Below are 16,092 nucleotides of genomic sequence, written 5' to 3' on the forward strand. Positions count from 1 at the left end.
CACGAGCTCCTGATCACTTTGGCCAAATCCGGTCTAGGCGGGGGACGGCCAAGGAGGTCGGTCCTCGCGCATCTCAATCGCGACCCCATGGATTTTCACCTTCAGTGTTTGCTGAGTGCACGCCAGCATTTCAGCCATTTCGGGTGCAGCCTGAATTGAACTTGCGCACAACACAGGAAAGGTCCGATCCGCGACCGTCTTCGGATCGGCCTCGGTGCCTGGATCTTCAAGCCGCCAGAGCGTTGGTCGAAATGCTGACGCCATTCTCCGACAGAAACTGGGCAAAGTGTCATTTGCGCATGATGCAGGATCACATCCTCACGACCGCGGACCAGCAATGTAGCCTCGCGGCAAGACCCAATTGAACTCGACGAACTCACCGGCGCTTCCGGCCCAAAGCTGCCGCTCATCCTACCATGCCACTGCTGCGCTGCGGCCCGTAATTCCGGACTTTCGCTGCAGGTGCTAAATCGAGCCTGAAACGAACTGGTGGTGTGCGGGACCTTGCTGACTTCGGATTTAACCTCACACACATGTTCAATCACGCTACGCATCACCGAGGTCAAGTCCATGGAATATTGACTGGTTTTGGCATCGATCCTGGTTCAACGGACCTCCCCATGTTGCCTGATGTCGCCCAAGCTGCAAACAGTACTTGAGGCATCTTGCGCAAGCCGGAAGCCGTCATTCGCACGTCGTGCGGCATCGGTGACTCTGGGCTCCTTGCGGACATCGGAGGCAGCGCAGCGTCCTGTCCGATTTGGTAGGAGGCCATCGACATGAAAGGCCCAAAGCTGCCGTTGACCACTAACGCTCAATGCTGCGCTCGCAGCCTGCGATGCCGACATTCGCCGCGCTTGCACCAAGCCGAAGGGTTCGAATTCACACTTCGCGGGACAGTGCGGCCTTTCCGTTCTGCTAGCGGAATGGCGGCTATCAGAGCACTACCACGGTGGCATTCTGCGTGTCGAGCGGAGAGCGGTCGTTTGCTGCAGGTGTAAGTGGGTTCTAGCCAGCAACAAAGGCAGTCATTCGGCTAGACAGGTGTGAGAAACAGGGGCCAGAGAACTGATGTCCTCAGCCAGAACCTGTAGTCGCTGACAACTCAGCTGGCGAGAAAACACGACCAAAAAGCGAGCCGATCTCTTGACAGTGGAATTTATGGCCGTGTTGCCAATACTGCTGGCGAAATCATCGCCTCTAGCGTCCTACGCCCAGTCAGGCGACGCTCGTTTCGTTCAGGTCGAAGGCGGCGGCGAGCGTTTCGGCCATGGCCGCAAGGTCGAAGTCGGGGTTGGCCCTTCTGAACTGCCTGACGATCTCTGCGGGGACCGCTTCAGGTCCCTTGAGGGCCCCGCCCATCGCGCCGGCCATTGCGGCGATGGAATCGCTGTCATTGCCGATGCTTGCCGCCAGGCGGACGATCAACCAGGGGTCGCCCTTGGCGTAGGCAAAGATTCCGATGGCGCAGGGGACGGATTCCGCGGCCAGCACTGAGTTGCCCACTTCCGCCTCCAGCCGCTCCAGAACTTGCCAATCGTTCTCGACCGTCCCGGCAATGGAGAGAGCCATCTCCATGCGGGCGGCAAACCGCGGCCCAGCCTCGAGCCGCGCATGGGTGGCGGCAAGTCTGCGCCCCCGGCTCGCGCCCTCTCGGCAGGCCTCGATCACGTCGGCAACGGTGGCCCCTGCCGTCATTGCGCCCGACGTGCCACAGGCGATAGCGCAGGCCGCCTCGATGGCGACACTGGCATCATGCGACGGCAGGCAGGTCAGCAGCGTCATCTCGCAGGTGGCGGCAAGATCGCCGGGGTGGCACATGCCGATCGGCGCGCAGCGCATCGCCGCGCCATTGGTCGCCCCGATGTTGGTCATCTTGCGGTCGGAGGTTCCGATGATGCCGAAACGCGTCGGGTCACGCCCGTCTTTCAGGGCGCTGATCAGGGCCTCGGTGCTGGGGCCCATGAAGCCCGCCTTGGGCGAGGTTTCGCGCCATTCGACAAGGCAGTCGATCCAGTCCGCGTTGGAAAAGGCCGGTCCGCGCTCTATCAACTTGCGCGCCAGATAGTACATCTGGCTGGCGTCATCGGTGATTTCCGCGATCTTGCCTCCATTGGCACCAGCAAAGGTGTCCGGTTGCGGCGCGACAAAGCGGTCGAGCAGGCCGTCTCCGAACCTGTCGCGGATTTCGGACATCGTGTATTGCTCGGTCGGGGCGCCGAGCGCATCCCCGATTCCGGCAACCAGAAGCCCGGAATGGATCTTTTGTACCAGTTCGTCAGGCTTGTGCATCGGGGGTGTCCTTTCGGCGCGCGTTGAGGGTAATCAGCTCCGCCGCCACCTGGGCCCGTGTGCGGCGCTGGCGCCGCCAGGCAAAGGCCAGCAGGGCCAGGATCGTGACCAGGGGGGCGACGGAGAATACGACGGCGGTCGGCACATCCAGCAGGCCCAACTGCGCCGCAAAGACGCTGGCCAGGCCGAAGAAGGCTGCCGCACCGGCCGTTCCGAAGACCGACCGTGCTCCAAGAAAGATAGCCGCCAAGGCCAGGAACCCGCGCCCGGCGGTCATGTTGGCCTGAAACAGTGTCAGGTAGCCCATCGACAGATAGATGCCCCCCAGCCCCGCCAGAAACCCGCTGAGAAGGATCGCGACATACTGGATGCGCTTGACCGGTACGCCGACTGTCCGGCAGGCATCGGGGTTTTCGCCCACCGCGCGCAGGCGCAGGCCAAGGCGGGTCTTATGCAGGAAGACCCAGACCAGCCCGATGGCCAGAAGCGCTGCATAGACGAGCACATGGTGCCCGTTTCCGTTGGCCCCGGCAAAGAGTCCCCCGATCACCGGGATGTCCTGGAGGAGCCTGAGCGGCAGGGTCGGCAGGGCAAAGCTGGTCAGCCCGGCGGAAGACCCCTTGTCGCCCGAGATCGAGAACAGAAGGAACACGGTCAGGCCCGCAGCAAGGATATTGATCCCGACACCCGCGATGATCAGGTTCGCGTCGAATTCGAGGTAAAATACGGCCAAAACAAGCGCGAGAAGCATCGCGGCGCCCAGCCCCGCCGCCGCCCCCACAAGCGCAAAGAAAAGCGGGCTGGCCTCGGGCCAGACGCTCGCCGCCCAGGTCGATCCGACGACGCCGAAGAAGGCGGCGATCAGCATCATCCCTTCAAGTGCCACATTGATGACGCCCGCCAGTTCGGAAATCAGGCCGCCAAGGGCGGCAAACACCATGGGCGTGGCCGCGCGCAGGATCGCCGCAAAGAAGGAGGCCGTCAGCAGGGTCTGGAAGAACTCAACGATCGTCATCGGGCGCTCCTTCCCAGCCCGATCCATTGACCGAGCCGCGGTAGCAGGTTCTCCGACACGATCAGCAGGATGATGATCGCCTGAACGACAAGGACCATTTCGCGGCTGACATCGGTTGTACGCTCCATCACCTGTGCTCCGGCGCGCAAGTAGCCATAGAATAGGGCCGCTGGTAGGATCAGTCGCGGGTCGTTGCGCGCCAGCAGGGCGACCACGATCCCCTCGAAACCAAGCCCCGCCGGGAAGTCGCTGGGCAGGCGCTTGAGGATGGCGTTGGCAATGTGGAACCCGGCCATGCCCGCCGCCGCGCCGCCAAGCGCCATGGACAGGGCGACGGTGCGGTCCACCGGCATACCCATGCGCCGCCCGAAGGCCGGGTTCTGGCCCACCACGCGCAGTTCGTAGCCCATATTGGTGCGGGACAGGAACAGGTAAGCCAGCAGGCAGACCAGGGGGGCTACCGCGATCATCCAGGTGACGTTTGTCCGGTGGATCAGCGGGTTCAGGATCGCGGCATCCTGAAAGAAGGGCGTGACGATGAACCCGGCCTGCCGGTCCAGCATGAGGAATGTGACGCAGTAGATGAAGAACTGGATCGCGATGACGTTCAGCATCAGCGTCGTCACGATCTCGTTCGCGCCGGCCCTGGCCTTCATGACCCCGGGCAGCCAGCCCCAGGCAAAGCCCGCGATGACGGCGGCGAGAAAGGCGAGCGGGATCAGGACGATGCCCGGCAGGGGCAGGTAGATGCTGACCACGGCAGAGGCCAGCGCGCCGAGGAACATTTGCCCGTCCGCGCCGAGCGAGAACTGCTGCGCCCGGAACGGGATCGCCACAGCCAGGCCGACCAGTGCGAGGGTGATGCTGTCTTCGAGGAATGTGCCGAACCGGGTCATTCCGCGCCAGCGCACCGTCCCGTCATCGAGGGTCGAGGCCGACGGCAGCGGCCCGGTCAGGATTGCGTCGAACACTTTCGTCGGCTCTTCGCTGATGAAGAGAACGATGACCATGCCGATCAGCAGGCCGATCACGATGACCACCAGCGTTTTGATGACTTCCTGAAGGACCGAACCCTGCCCCCCCGCGATGCTAGACATGGGCGTGCTCCGGCTGTTGGTCGATGCAGCCGTTCGCGCCGGCCTTGCGTTCTGCCCCCAGCATGTAGAGTCCCAGCACGTTCTCGTCGGCCTCTTCGGCCCGGAAATGCGCCACGATCTGGCCCTTGAACAGGACGATGATCCTGTCTGACAGCGCGATGGTTTCCTCCAGATCGGCCGAGATCAGCAGCACGGCGGTGCCCGCGTCGCGCAGATCGACCAGTTGCTGACGCAACCCCTCGGCCGCGCCGATATCGACGCCGCGGGTCGGCTGGGCGGCGATCAGGAACCGGGGCTGGGTGGTGAATTCGCGGCCCAGCACGACCTTCTGCATGTTGCCACCCGAAAGCGCGCCGATGGGGGTCTGTTCCGACGTGGTCTTGACACCGAAGGCGGCGATCATCTCGCGCGTGGCTGCGTTTACGGCATTGCGGTCGCGAATGCCGCGGCGCGAAAAGCGGGGGTTTCGGTATTCGGCGGCGACGAAATTCTCTTCGATCGACATGTCGGTCACGATGCCGTCATGGATGCGGTCTTCGGGAATGGCGGCGATGCCCAGTGCCCGCGCCGCGGCCACGCCGCGTCCAGTAAAGACCGTGCCCCCGATCCGCGCCGCCCCTTCTGCGGGCTCCAGCAGGCCGGTCAGAACCTGGCCAAGCGCGGCCTGGCCGTTACCCTCGACCCCCGCCACGCCAAGGATTTCGCCGGGGCGGATGTCAAAGCTGACCCGGTTCAGTCGAACCCGGCCATCAAGGCCGATCAGCGTCAGGTCGCGGGCGGTGACGCTTGCGGGCAGGTCCGGGCTGCGCCGCTCGGCCGGTTTGTGCGACAAGGGGCGTCCGACCATCATCTCGGCGATTTTGGCGACGGTCACGTCCCGGGGCTCGACACGGCCTGTTACCTGGCCGTCGCGCATGACCGTCACACGATCGGCCACCTCCTTTACCTCAACCAGCTTGTGGGTGATGAAGACCACGGTCATGCCAAGCTCTGTCAAGCCCCTGATCGCCTTGAACAGATCGCGGGTTTCCTGCGGGGTCAGAACCGCCGTCGGCTCGTCCAACAACAGAATGCGGGCGCCCTTGTAGAGCACCTTGAGGATCTCGATCCGCTGTTTCTGCCCCACGGCCAGGCGGGCCACTGTGGCAGCCGGGTCGATGTTCATGCCATAGGTGGCCGCGACCTCGGCCACCTCCCGGTTCATCTTCGCGCGATCGAGGAACGGCCCCCTCACAGGCTCGGCCCCGAGGGCGATGTTTTCAGCCACGCTGAGGCTTTCGAGCAGCATCATGTGCTGGTGAACAAGGCCGATATGGAGGTCGATGGCGTCCTGTGGCGTCGTCAGCCGGACTTGCTGTCCCGCGACCGCGATCCTGCCCGTCGTCGGCTGTTCCAGCCCGTAGAGCATCTTCATCACGGTCGACTTGCCGGCGCCGTTCTCGCCCACGATGGCGTGGATCTCGCCGCGCCGCAGGTCGAACGACACGCCTTTGACCGCTTCGGTGCCGTTCGGATAGGTCTTGCCCAACCCGTCCACCGCCAGGACGATTTCATTCTGCATGCGGGTCCTTCCCCCTCGGTCCCCCGGGCGGGGAGGTACGCCCGGGGTGAAGTGCCCGCGCTCAGAAAGCGGTCGGCACCTCGATGGACCCGTCGATGATCTGTGCGGCGATCTCGTCAAGCCGGGAGAGCGTTTCCGCAGAGACGTAGGCCCGCGTCACATCGTTGATCGCAAGGCCGACACCGCCGGTTTCAAGGCCCTGGGCCTCGGCGGTTCCGAACAGGTTCTCGCCTGCCTGAATGCGGGTGACCGCGCTGACCAGTGCATTGTCGACGTTCTTGAGGACTGACGTAACGATCCGGTTCGCGATTTCGGGGTTTGACTCCGCAAATATCGCGGCCTGGTCCGAATCTACGCCGAACGCCAGCCGACCCTGTTCGACCGCTGCCTCGAGCACGCCCTGACCGGTGCCGCCGGCCACGGCAAAGACGATATCGGCGCCCTGTCCGTATTGGGCCAGCGCGATTTCCTTGCCGATCGCGGGATCGCCGAAATTGTTGGCGTATTGTTCAAGCATGGTTGGACCAGTCAGGACCGATTCCGCGCCGGCCTTGTAGCCTACGAAGAAATCCTGAATCACCGGGATCTCCATTCCGCCGACAAAGCCGAGAACCGGATCGGGGTTGAGCGAGTCCGTGGTCTCGGTCGTCAGCGTCGCGGCCAGAACACCGGCCAGGTAGGATCCCTCGTTCTGTTTGAACAGGATCGAGTGGACGTTCTCGCAGCCGCATTCCGCGTAATTCACGATCCCGTCGAACAGGATGAAATTCACCTCGGGGAACTCCTGCGACAGCTGCTCAACATAAGAGACCATGGTGAAGGTCCCAGTGATGATGGTGTCGTATTCACCGCTGTCGGCCAGGTCGACGAGCGCAGATTCCCACCGCGTCGGATCGAACCCCGCCTCGATGGTGCGGGTTTCAAGACCAAGCTCGCCGCCCAGGCGGTCCATGCCACGTTGCGCGCTGTCAAAGAACGACTTGTCACCAAGCGTGCCGTTCACGAAGAAGGCGACCGACTGGATGTCTTGGGAAAATGCCGGGGAAGCCGCCAGCGCCGAGGCCACACAGGCGGCCATGAGGGTGTGTTTCATTCGTTTTCCTTTCCTGTTGGAGTGCAGGTGGCGTTCGCTGCAAGCCGGCCGCCACGTTTTTCATTATTGGTTTTCATGTGCAGATTGGCACCGGACACGTCCTTGGATCTGCCCCAGGACCAGCCTTGGAGCATTGGGGCTTTCAAAATGGTACGTACCAATTTAAGGTTAATTCGTCAAGAAGGCGCAAACCGGAGAGGTTCCGACAATGTCAAAAGGCATCATACTCGATTGTGATCCGGGGATCGACGATGCGCTGGCGCTGATCCTTGCGCTTGCATCGCCCGAACTGGACGTCAAGGCGGTGACGTCCGTGTCGGGCAATCGTCCCGTGGACCAGACATTCGAGAACGCCCGGCGACTTGTCGCCCTGGCTGGGCGCGCCGATATCCCGGTCTTTCGCGGCGCGCACTCCCCGCTGGACCGGACGGAACCGCGCAGCAACCTTGTTCACGGGGAGGATGGGTTGGGCGGTGTCCTTTTGCCCCCCTCCGGCGCACCGGTCGAAGGAACCATCGCAGCGCAGGCGATCCTCGACTTTCTGGCGAGAGAGCCCGAAGGCACGGTGACGCTCGTCGCCATCGGCCCGCTGACCAATCTTGCCCTGGCCTTTGCGATGGATCCGGATGTATTCCGCCGTGCGGAACGGCTGGCGATCATGGGTGGTGCGGTGCGAGTGCCCGGCAACGTGACCCCGGCGGCAGAGTTCAATTTCTGGGCCGATCCGCTGGCAGCGGACAGGATTTTGCAGGCAGGCGTTCCGGTCGAGCTTTTCGGCCTCGATGTGACCGCACAGGCGATCTGCACCCCGGACTGGCTCGATGCGATCGCCGCGCTGCCCGGGCCTGTCGGCGCTCCGCTGTCCGGCATGATCGCCGCCTATTTTCGCGAGGATCCGCTGTTGCACGATCCTTGCCCGTTGGCCTGGCTGGTTGCACCAGCGCTTTTCACGTCGGTCCCGATGTGCGTTCGTGTCGAAACCGCAGGGCACTACAGTTCCGGCAATGCGGTCGGCTGGACGGCGGAGCGGGCGGATGCGCCGGGGCCCGCCAATGCCAAGGTGCATACGAGTGTCGACTGCAACGGCCTGCTAGACCTGATGCTGGACCGCATTCGCAGCCTTTCCGAAAGGACCTTGAAGCCATGACAACCATCGCGGTGATCGGAGACCCGGTTCTGGACCAGATCTACCATGCAAGCGATCCGGTCCTGCCCGGCGGCAAGATGTTGGGTCGCTTCTTCGGCTCTGTTCCGGGCGGGACGACGGCAAACTTCGCCTGTGCTGCCGCTCGGTTCGGGTTGGAGGTGCAGATGATCGGCCGCGTTGCCGACACTTGGGAGGGAGAGTTGCACGCAGATGCGTTGACCGCTTTCGGCGTGAACACCGATGGCCTGACCGCCCACGACGTCGCGCGCGGGGCGCATACGGTCATCATCATAGGTCCCGACGGCGAGAAGACCCTTGTCTATGTCCCCTTTCCGCTGGACGCCGCGATCAATCCGGCGGTGCTGCAGGGGCACGATATGGTCTACGTCATGGCTGCCGATTTCGACCGGATCGCGCCGCACCTGCCCGGGGCGACGGCAGAGATCTGCGTCGATGCGGACGCGGCCGCCGGGTTGAGCGCGGAAGGTTTCGCGCGGGTGGCGGCCAGCGCCCATGTGGTCTTCGTGAACGATGTCGGCTTTCGCAAGCTGACCGGAGAGGACCCCGACAGGGACAACGTGGCGGCCCTGCTGGATCAGGGCCCGTCGCTGGTCTGCTGCACGGGGGGCGCCGGGATCACCTATGTGGCGACGCGGGATGGGGAGGGGCAGGTCTTGTGCCTCCACCGTCCGGCGCGTCCCGCGAGGGTCGTCGACACGACAGGCGCGGGCGATTGCTTCAATGCCGCCTTTCTCGCCCGGCGGGCACAAGGTGCTGATCTGGCCGAAGCATTGGATTTCGCCATAGCGGCGGGCGCGCTGGCAACCGAAGTGACCGGCGCGCGCGAGGCCATTCCCACCCCGCAAAGTGTCGCAGACAGGATGGGGCGATGACCCGTGCAACGCCTGAATTCGTCACGCTGACGGGTTGCGACCGGCCGGACGCCATCGACGCGCTGCATCGGATCGCCGCGGACTATCCCGGCCGCGTCGAGTACGGCATCCTCATCAGCGCGGAAAAGGCCGGATCGCCGCGGTTTCCCGCGCCGCCGACTGTCGACGACCTGCGCCGGGCCGGGCTGCGCCTTTCGGCGCATCTTTGCGGCAGCCTGGCCGAGGCGGTCTTTGCCGGTCGGGCCGTGGATTTCGACCTGTCCGGCTTCACACGGGTTCAGGTGAACCTTGTCGGTCGCCATGCAAGCCCCATGGAGGCGGATGCCGCCATCGCCTTCGGCCGGTCGCGGGGTATCCGCACGATCCTGCAATGCGGGCACGGCTTTCCGGCAGAGACGCGCTGTGACTGGCTGCTGGACAATTCCTTTGGCGAAGGTCGAGCGGTTCGAGCCATCCCCGACATGACCGAAACGCCCGCTTTCTGCGGCGTCTCGGGCGGCCTGACGCCTCGGACGGTCGGCGCGGTGCTGGAACAGATACCCGCACCTGCCCGCCCGTTCTGGATCGACGCTGAGAGCGCCCTGTTCCGTGACGATCGATTCTCGACGGTGGCTTGCGGGGCATTCCTGGCGAGCGTCTACGGCTGAGGACGCCGCCGCACCGCGGTGTCGTATGTGTAGGCCCGGATATGCCGCATGTCGCTGTATTCGATCGGCATCAGGTCCTTCGACAATGTCAGGCGCTCCACCCGCAATAGCGGTGAGCCGGGCTCGACCTCCAGCCATTTTGCGTCCTCGGAGCTTGCCGCGACGGCGCTTATCGTGTCTGTGGCTTCGGCCAGGGCGATGCCGAATTCTTTCTCTAGGAGGTGATAGAGGCTGCCCTCGCGCTCCAGCGCTGTACGGGTCAGGCGCTTGGGCTGCGGCAGGACGAGGTAGGATTCGTGTACGCCCAGGGGCAGATCGTCCAGATAGCGGACCCGCTCTACATGCACGACCGAGGTGCCGCCGGTGACCGAAAGAAGGCCGGCCACGGCCATCGGCGGCGCGATGATCTCGACGGACAGGACCTTCTGACCAGCCCTTCGCCCAAGCCGTTTTGAGTAATCGGTCCATCCGTCGATCGACGACTGGGCGGAGCGCAGCGTCTTCGGGGCGACGAAGGTGCCGCTTCCCCGGCGCGATACGAGATAGCCCTGCTCTTCCAAGAGCTTGATCGCCTTGCGCATGGTGTCCCGACTGACACCGAACTGGTCGGACAGGGCACGTTCGGGCGGCAGGGCCTCGCGCTCGGAATAGCGGCCTGCATCAATGTCAGTCGCGATCCGCGTCGCGACCCTGGTGTAACGGGCTTGGGTCAATTTCAGGTCCGCCTACAAAGAACGTGCGTTCTACCCCACCGCGGCATTTCCATCAAGCGTCATACATTCATAACAATTCTCTGGTTGACTCATATTGGTACGTACCAAGATCCTCGCGCTCATATTGTGATGGAGGACCGAAAGATGAAAACGGGACGACTCGCCGTGGCCGGCCTTGTGGCGGCACTGTCTCTGTCGGGGATCGCGGCGCGGGCAGATCAGGTCGAACATTCGTTCATCCTGACGAACGACATTGACCAGATGACCGACCCCGATGGCCGTGGCGGCCTTGACAGGGTGCTTGCTGTCGTTGCCGCCGAACGCGCCGCGAAGGGCGACAATGCCCTCTTCGTCCATGCGGGCGATACCTTCGGCCCTTCGCTGATGTCGCGTTTCGATGAAGGCGCACACATCGTCGATCTTCTGAACCTCGTGCCGCCCGACGTCTTCGTTCCCGGCAACCAGGAGTTCGATTTTGGCGAGGCGGTGTTCCGCCAGCGTGTCGGCGACGCGGATTTCCCGGTGCTGGCGGCCAATCTATCCCATCCTCGCGGGCTGATGGCCGGCATCCAGGATACGCGGATCGTCGAGGTGGACGGCGTCAGAATCGGCTTCGTTGGCGCGATCGAAGAGGATGCGGCGGACCTGTCCGAGGTCGGTGCCCTTCGGCTGTCCGATCCCCTGGCCGCTGCCGAAACCACCGCGCAGGCCTTGCGCGAGGCGGGGGCGGATTTCGTCGTTGCGGTCATGAGCACCAGCAATTCAGTCGATCAGCGCGCGATCCAGAGCAAGGCCTTCGATATGCTCCTGTCCGGGGACGATCACGACCTGGTCGCGTTCTACAACGGCATCACCGCCCATGCCGAATCCGGCTCTCAAGGCGATTACGTGACCATCGTCGATGTCGCTTTCAATGTGACGTAAGGGCCGCGGGACCGCACCGTGACGTGGCATCCGAATTTTCGGATCGTGGACACCGCCGATATTGCGCCATTGCCCGAGGCGGCCGAGATCGTCGCGCGCCTGGACGAGGTCCTGTCGGGCGAACTGAACGCGGTCCTTGTGACATTGCCCGAGGGTTTCGCCACGACCAAAGCATTGGTACGTACCGAGGAAACCGCGATGGGCAACCTGATCGCCGACGCGACCCGTGTTGCCACCGGGTTCGATGTCGCGCTGGTCAATTCCGGGTCGATCCGCGGTGACAAAGTCTATGCTGCGGGGCATGAACTGACCGCGCGCGACGTGCTGACCGAACTGCCCTTCGGCAACACGACCTACGTGATCGAAGTCTCCGGCCAGACCCTGCGCGATGCGCTGGAAAACTCGGTCAGCCAGCTGGAGGACAAGGCAGGGCGGTTCCTCCAGGTTTCGGGCGTCGGGTTCGAATACGATCCCTCCGCTGCAGCGGGGACCCGCGTGATTGCCGCGACGGTCGGCGACGCGCCACTGGACGACGCTTCGACCTACAGCATCGCCATCAACAACTATCTTTATGGCGGCGGCGACGGATACACGATGTTCGAGAATGCCCTGCTGCTCGTCGGGCCGGTCGGTGCCGACACCGTGTCCAACCAGGTCATCGCATATTTGCAATCGGGACAAGTGGGCACGCTTGGGGTCGAATGCCGGATCGTCGCGCTGGCGCAGGAACGGGCCAGCGAACCGCCCACCGCCACCTTCGAGGCGAAGGTTGCCGGGCTGACCGTGTCTTTCACCGATGGATCGACCGATCCCGGTGGGCAGATCACAGCCTGGGCCTGGGATTTCGGCGACGGCGCCACCTCTACCGAGCAGAACCCAGCCCATGGCTATGCAGCAGGCGGACTCTACGCAGCCACACTGAGCGTCACGGACAACAGTGGCGAAGCCACTGATGCGACGTTCCAAGTAGAGATTCTGGCGACGGCTGGGCAGATCAGCACGGTCCTGTCCCGCATCGGCCATTCCCTCGACGATGCTGAAGAGACGCGCGATGGCGGAGCGATGTACATGGACAGCTCCGATCTTGAATTCGTCAATGACGACCACGTAAACGGCGACCAGATCATCGGCATGCGGTTCGAAGCCTTGGCGGTGCCGCAAGGAGCCGAGATAACCGAGGCCAGGCTGACATTCGAGGTGGACGAGCCAAGCGGGGCCGACACGGCGTTGACGATCCGGGGTGAGGCGACGGGCGACGCGCAACGTTTTGCCATGGATGCCGGCGATATCAGCCGTCGTCCCTTGACCGAGGCCGCCGTGGACTGGTTGCCGGAGCCATGGATTCAGATCGGCGCCTCAAAGACCACCCCCGACCTGTCGACGGTCATCACGGAAATCGTGCAGCGCGACGACTGGGCGGAGGGCAACGCCATTGTGCTGATCGTGACGGGACAGGGGCTGCGCACGGCCGCCGCCTTTGATGGCGATCCCGGCGGTGCCCCGGCGCTGAGCATCGATTTCGTCGTGCCGGAATGACGTTTGCCCCGGCCGGACCAGCGGCCGGGGCCAAATCAACCAAAGCCAACAGATGAGGAATGAAGATGACCCAGTTGAGAACGACAATGAAGGCGGCCGTTGTGGCCCTGCTTGGCAGCGCCGCTATCGCGCAGGACCTTCCCGTGATTGATGGGGCCGGCCTGGACCTGATCTCGGAACTTCGCCTGCCTTCGGACACCGCCGTCGACGGTGTGCCCTTCGGCGGCATTTCGGGCCTCTTTCCCTTGAGCGAGGGTCGCTACGTGGCCCTGTCCGATGACCGGTCCGAAAAGGGTCCCGCGCGGTTCTACGAACTCGCCATCGGCGTGGGCGAGGGCCACGTATTTGCCGTCGAGATCCTGTCCCAGACCACAATCATGACCGAGGAAGGCACCCCCTACGAGACAAAGACCGTGGACCCCGAAGGTATCGTCTTCGATGCCGAGAACGGGAATTACATCTGGGTGAGCGAGGTCGATCTTAACAAGGATCCGACCATACATGTCATGTCGCCCTCAGGCGAACACATGGGCCGCTACGATCTGCCCGCCGGCTATTTCGGGACCGCCGAAGGCACCGGGGACGTGGACGCCGCCTCGCTCGAATCCATCGCCATCACGCCGGACGGAGGCACGCTCTTCATCGCGACTGAGAACGCACTGCAGCAGGACGGTCCCCGCGCGTCCTCGACCCAGGTCTCGCCGGTTCGGATCGTCCAGATCGACAAGAACAGCGGCGAGGTCGCGGCCGAGTACCTTTATATCGTCGATACCGTCGGCACCGTGGCGCTCGACGAAGATAGGCCGTGGAGCGACAACGGCCAGACCGAGCTTTACAGCCTTGGCGACGGTCGTCTGATCGCGACCGAGCGCAACGGATGGCATGTTGCGAATTTCGAGTTCCACTTCGCGATCAAGGCCTATCTGGTCGACCTGAACGGCGCGACCGACATCAAGGACATTCCCAGCCTGGCCGAGGCCGAGGTCGCCCGCATCCAGCCGGCCCGCAAGACCCTGCTGGTCGACTTCGCGCAACTGGAGCTGGAAAGCGTCGACAATATCGAGGCCATGGCGCCGGGCCCGATGGTCAATGGCGCGCCGACGGTGCTGTTCGTGTCGGACAACAACTTCGACGGTCGACAGGTGACTCGATTCGTCCTGATGCAATAGCCGAAGCCGGGCGGGAAGCGGCCTCCCCGCAGGGTCGTTTCCAATGCCTGATCCGCGTTGAGGCAATGGCTGAGGGTGGATGACAGGAGGTAGGTCCTAAGTATTACGAGTACGCTTGGGAGGGGAACTGCAATTAACTTCTCAGGCGTGCCCTCGCAGCGAATGGCCGATGTGCGCACTGCGATTACAGCTTCTCGACCCGCGGGAAAATGGCATCTGTGGGTGGCTCCTGCATCGTGCAGCATATTGGCGGCTAAATCGTCGGTGAGCGGACGAAGCGGACATTGCGCCGATGAACGTTCCGGCAACTACGGGGAAAAGTGAAAAGCAAAACGTCGATCACCTTAGCAAGCAGCTTTTTTGCGCAGATCGCGCTTAGCTTCGTTCGCGGCGTTCGACCCGCTCATAAGACAGGCTACACTTCCAAGACCCGGCCAGACATATTCTCCTGCCAAAAAGACACCATCGCGAACTCTGGTTTGCATCGCATTCTGGTTCGCGTTTCGCATCGTCGTCCTGACCCCGCCGACCGCGCCCAGCGGGCGTCTTGCAAATCGAGCATAGGACTTCGGTGTGCCAACTTCCAGTATTCGGGCTTGGTTTCCAAGATTTGGATAGACCCTACGAGCCAGTCTCAAAAGATGATCCGTAATTTCTTGTTTCACAATTTTGTATTCGGCGTGACACAACCCATCCCATGAATCGATGTCAGTATGCGTTGATATCATGACACTTCGAAATCCCTCGGGTGCGCTCATTAAGTCATTCGCTGCGGAAACAGAGATAAACATGTTATTTCCGTTTCCCAATGGTGCATCATAACGCTCAAGTATCTGGTGATGCCGATGTTCATGTATGTCTACTTCTGTCTCCGGCACGCCAAGACAAATGACCACACCGCTTCCATATTCCCCAGCGTTTCGCCGCAGGACTGCGTTGAACTTTTTCGAATCTAAACTTGGTGCTAACTCGGCAAAGCTTGGTGCGGGAATTGTATTTACTATGGTTCTTGCTTTGTAGCGGCCTCGCTTGGTCAAAATAGTGAAATCACCGCATTCACCTTCGACCCCTACCACCTTTGTCTTAAATACGAACGTACCCCCGAGCATTTCATAGTGATCTGTTATTGCCCTCCAAAACCCTTGCATCCCGCCTCTGGGCCTAGAGATTCGACCGCGTATGCTTGTCCCTAGAGCCGCGCTTATCAAAGGGGCATCGTCAATTGTTCGAGAATGTAGAGTGTCTTCGCAAAGCATCGAGAGCAAAGCAATCAACCGCCTATTCTCCCGAACTCCACACCGATCGACCAGGTCGCCCAAGCTATGTGACAAGTATCGGGCCTTTGGCCAATCTATAGCTGGAAGACTTCGCGCAGCTCTCAGCACGCCCGACATGTCATTGATAGGTAGCGTGATCCCTTTCTGACAAGCCGCCCAAAAAATGTCAGCTAGGCTATCCAGGGTTTTCCAGAATTTCTGCATTTGCGGAGAGTTTCCAAATGCCGCTTCGCGCTCCGCTCGCCACAGACTGCGCTTCCTATGTAAAGTAACCGTCTGGTCAGGTAGCCATGCTTGGTAGCCCGGTAGATGCTCAAGCGAGAGTTTGGTCAATCCGATGTCATCTAAGAATTTTGCGCCAACCCCTGACCCGGAGAAATCCACTAACGTCGTCGCGCCGATATCAAACGAGAATCCGTCCCGGGTGTAATAGCCAGCGCAGCCGCCTGGCTTGTCATGGACTTCAAGAACGGCAGTGGAAAAACCCAAAGTTTGTAGCCTGCAAGCCGCGCTTACACCAGAGATCCCGCCCCCTAAAACCACAACGTCAAAGTTTGACAGCGTCTGCAATGTATCTCTTCACCCTTTTGGAAAGTTAAGAACTTGTCTGCAAGCGACCACAAGACGCCAGCGCGTGCAATGCGCTCATTCGTCAAAACGCAGCATCCGTCACTTTGGGCTCTCTGCCGCCATTAGATCGACCGCAGCAATCTCGCGCTGAGCAGTGA

15 protein-coding genes are annotated in these 16,092 nt (G+C 62.3%); 7 read left to right on the forward strand and 8 right to left on the reverse strand.

From position 1 onward, the window contains the following. Positions 1-33: 33 nt before the first annotated feature. Entirely contained in the window at positions 34-264 is a 231-nt protein-coding gene (locus BM316_RS07975; RefSeq protein ID WP_090206167.1) for a hypothetical protein, read from the reverse strand. Positions 265-533: 269 nt separating this feature from the next. Between BM316_RS07975 and BM316_RS07980 the strand changes: the two genes are divergently transcribed. Continuing rightward, positions 534-659 (forward strand): DinB family protein, encoded by a 126-nt coding sequence (locus BM316_RS07980; protein ID WP_090206170.1) that lies wholly within the window; start codon positions 534-536, stop codon positions 657-659. Between the two features lie 559 nt (positions 660-1,218). Here BM316_RS07980 and BM316_RS07985 read toward each other — a convergent pair. The 5 genes from BM316_RS07985 to BM316_RS08005 form a co-directional block, all read right to left on the reverse strand. Then, positions 1,219-2,292, reverse strand: coding sequence for an ADP-ribosylglycohydrolase family protein (locus BM316_RS07985; protein WP_090206173.1), 1,074 nt, complete (start codon positions 2,290-2,292; stop codon positions 1,219-1,221). Then, positions 2,279-3,307, reverse strand: coding sequence for an ABC transporter permease (locus tag BM316_RS07990; RefSeq protein ID WP_090207745.1), 1,029 nt, complete (start codon positions 3,305-3,307; stop codon positions 2,279-2,281). Before BM316_RS07990 ends, BM316_RS07985 begins: the two co-directional genes overlap by 14 nt. Next, a complete protein-coding gene (locus BM316_RS07995) occupies positions 3,304-4,404 on the reverse strand; it encodes an ABC transporter permease (protein ID WP_090206176.1) in 1,101 nt (366 codons plus the stop codon). The genes BM316_RS07990 and BM316_RS07995 overlap by 4 nt, the downstream gene beginning before the upstream one ends. Further along, complete coding sequence (locus BM316_RS08000; RefSeq protein WP_090206178.1) at positions 4,397-5,965, reverse strand: ABC transporter ATP-binding protein; 1,569 nt, start codon at positions 5,963-5,965, stop codon at positions 4,397-4,399. Before BM316_RS08000 ends, BM316_RS07995 begins: the two co-directional genes overlap by 8 nt. 61 nt (positions 5,966-6,026) lie before the next feature. Next, entirely contained in the window at positions 6,027-7,058 is a 1,032-nt protein-coding gene (locus tag BM316_RS08005) for a BMP family ABC transporter substrate-binding protein (protein WP_090206181.1), read from the reverse strand. A 208-nt stretch (positions 7,059-7,266) separates the two neighbouring features. Here BM316_RS08005 and BM316_RS08010 point away from each other — a divergent pair, with 208 nt between their 5' ends. Genes BM316_RS08010 through BM316_RS08020 form a run of 3 tightly spaced genes read left to right on the forward strand, consistent with a single transcriptional unit; the run spans position 7,267 to position 9,745 of the window. After that, positions 7,267-8,205, forward strand: coding sequence for a nucleoside hydrolase (locus BM316_RS08010; RefSeq protein ID WP_090206184.1), 939 nt, complete (start codon positions 7,267-7,269; stop codon positions 8,203-8,205). Beyond that, a complete protein-coding gene (locus BM316_RS08015) occupies positions 8,202-9,098 on the forward strand; it encodes a carbohydrate kinase family protein (protein WP_090206187.1) in 897 nt (298 codons plus the stop codon). Before BM316_RS08010 ends, BM316_RS08015 begins: the two co-directional genes overlap by 4 nt. Next, on the forward strand, positions 9,095-9,745 hold the full coding sequence (locus tag BM316_RS08020) for a hypothetical protein (protein ID WP_090206190.1): 651 nt from the start codon (positions 9,095-9,097) through the stop codon (positions 9,743-9,745). The genes BM316_RS08015 and BM316_RS08020 overlap by 4 nt, the downstream gene beginning before the upstream one ends. Here the strand turns inward: BM316_RS08020 and BM316_RS08025 are convergent. After that, positions 9,736-10,458: a GntR family transcriptional regulator gene (locus tag BM316_RS08025; protein ID WP_090206193.1), complete on the reverse strand. Its 723-nt coding sequence runs from the start codon at positions 10,456-10,458 to the stop codon at positions 9,736-9,738. The genes BM316_RS08020 and BM316_RS08025 overlap by 10 nt on opposite strands. A gap of 144 nt (positions 10,459-10,602) precedes the next feature. Here BM316_RS08025 and BM316_RS08030 point away from each other — a divergent pair, with 144 nt between their 5' ends. The 3 genes from BM316_RS08030 to BM316_RS08040 all read left to right on the forward strand — a co-directional run bounded on the left by BM316_RS08030 (position 10,603) and on the right by BM316_RS08040 (position 14,087). After that, positions 10,603-11,382, forward strand: a complete 780-nt coding sequence (locus BM316_RS08030) for a metallophosphoesterase (protein ID WP_131802552.1) — start codon at positions 10,603-10,605, stop codon at positions 11,380-11,382. An 18-nt stretch (positions 11,383-11,400) separates the two neighbouring features. After that, the gene (locus BM316_RS08035) at positions 11,401-12,918 is read left to right on the forward strand and encodes a 5'-nucleotidase C-terminal domain-containing protein (protein ID WP_090206200.1); all 1,518 of its coding nucleotides are present in this window, start codon (positions 11,401-11,403) and stop codon (positions 12,916-12,918) included. A 65-nt stretch (positions 12,919-12,983) separates the two neighbouring features. Then, complete coding sequence (locus BM316_RS08040) at positions 12,984-14,087, forward strand: esterase-like activity of phytase family protein (RefSeq protein ID WP_165606555.1); 1,104 nt, start codon at positions 12,984-12,986, stop codon at positions 14,085-14,087. Between the two features lie 344 nt (positions 14,088-14,431). On the opposite strand, the gene BM316_RS08045 is transcribed toward BM316_RS08040, so the two are convergent. Beyond that, positions 14,432-15,934, reverse strand: a complete 1,503-nt coding sequence (locus tag BM316_RS08045; protein ID WP_090206206.1) for a phytoene desaturase family protein — start codon at positions 15,932-15,934, stop codon at positions 14,432-14,434. Between the last annotated feature and the right edge of the window lie 158 nt (positions 15,935-16,092).

Origin of the sequence: Yoonia litorea, assembly GCF_900114675.1 — a bacterium.
In the GTDB taxonomy this organism is placed as follows: Bacteria; Pseudomonadota; Alphaproteobacteria; order Rhodobacterales; family Rhodobacteraceae; genus Yoonia; species Yoonia litorea.